This is a genomic window from Mesorhizobium sp. M7A.F.Ca.CA.004.04.2.1 (assembly GCF_004022825.1).
GTDB lineage: Bacteria > Pseudomonadota > Alphaproteobacteria > Rhizobiales > Rhizobiaceae > Mesorhizobium.
Genome location: NZ_RZPH01001400.1, coordinates 1 through 1,164 on the forward strand (window position 1 = coordinate 1; position 1,164 = coordinate 1,164).

1 pseudogene is annotated in these 1,164 nt (G+C 67.4%); it reads left to right on the forward strand.

Annotated elements, in window-relative coordinates:
- Window positions 1-1,164 (forward strand): annotated as a pseudogene (locus tag EN893_RS34910) (translocation/assembly module TamB); the annotation flags it as partial.

Consider the following 1,164-nt stretch of genomic DNA (forward strand, 5'->3'; position numbering starts at 1 on the left):
GTCCGGGACAGCTGGCCAGACGCTCGATCTCGCGGCGCAATTTTCGGCACTGCCCGCGGCGCTCGCCAATGGATTTTCGCCCGGCCTCGATGCTGTGGGCACGCTCAGCGGCACGGCTGGTTTGACGGGACCGCCGGCCGCTCCCGACGTCCGCTTCAATGCGCAACTGGCCGGTATCGAAACCAGCCAGACCCGGCAGGCCGGGCTCGGACCGCTCGCCGTCGATGCGGCCGGCAGCTACACGATTGCCGGCGGCGTGGTGCTCGATCAGGCGACGCTGACCGGCGACAAGGTTTCCGGCAAGGCAACCGGCACCCTCAACCCGAACGGCGCCAGCGATTTTGCGCTCGATCTCATCTCATCCGGCCCCAGCCTGCCGCTGACTGTCGGCAGCGCCGAGAGCCCGGTCAAGATCGAGATCCAGTCCTTGTCGGCAAAGGTGGCGGGCGAGAGCACGCGGGCCCGCCTGGATGTCTCCGCGATCCTGCCCTCGATCGTCACCAGTCCGGCGAGGGTAGACGGGCTTGCCCTGGCGTTGCATTCGGATGCGTTCGATCTCAAGAACCGTGCAGGGCCGGTTTCCGGCACGGTGTCGGTGGACAAGGTCGGTCTCGACAATCCGGTGATCGCGCCGCTGATCGCCGGCAAGGTCACGGCAGCCGTCAGCGGCCGCCTGACGGCCGACCTGTTTGCCATCGACAGCGGCTCGCTCAAGAGCGATGCGCTGAACAGCCAGGTCGCCGGCCAGGTATCGCTGCGAGACGGTGCCATAGACCTCAATCTGAAGGCGGATGCCCCATCGTCGGCCTTGCCGGCGGCGGCGCGCGGCATGCTTGGCGAACGCGCTGAGATCAGCGCCACACTGAAGCGCGACCCCAACGGCAGCATCAACATAGGCGGATTGAAGTTGACCTCGGGTGCGCTGACCGCCGACGGGCAAGCCAGCCTTGCCGACAACAAGGTGGCCGCCGACATCAAGGGCGCGCTGAGCGACATCTCGCTGCTGTCGAAGGATGCCAAGGGCGCCATCGCCTTTGCGTTGAACGCACAGGGGCCGGCCAGTGCGCCGGATCTGTCACTGACGGTCGACAGCGAGCGCCTTCTCGTGGCGGCGCGAGAGATCACCGGGCTGAAGCTGACCGCCACCGGCAAGGCCGATGCCGC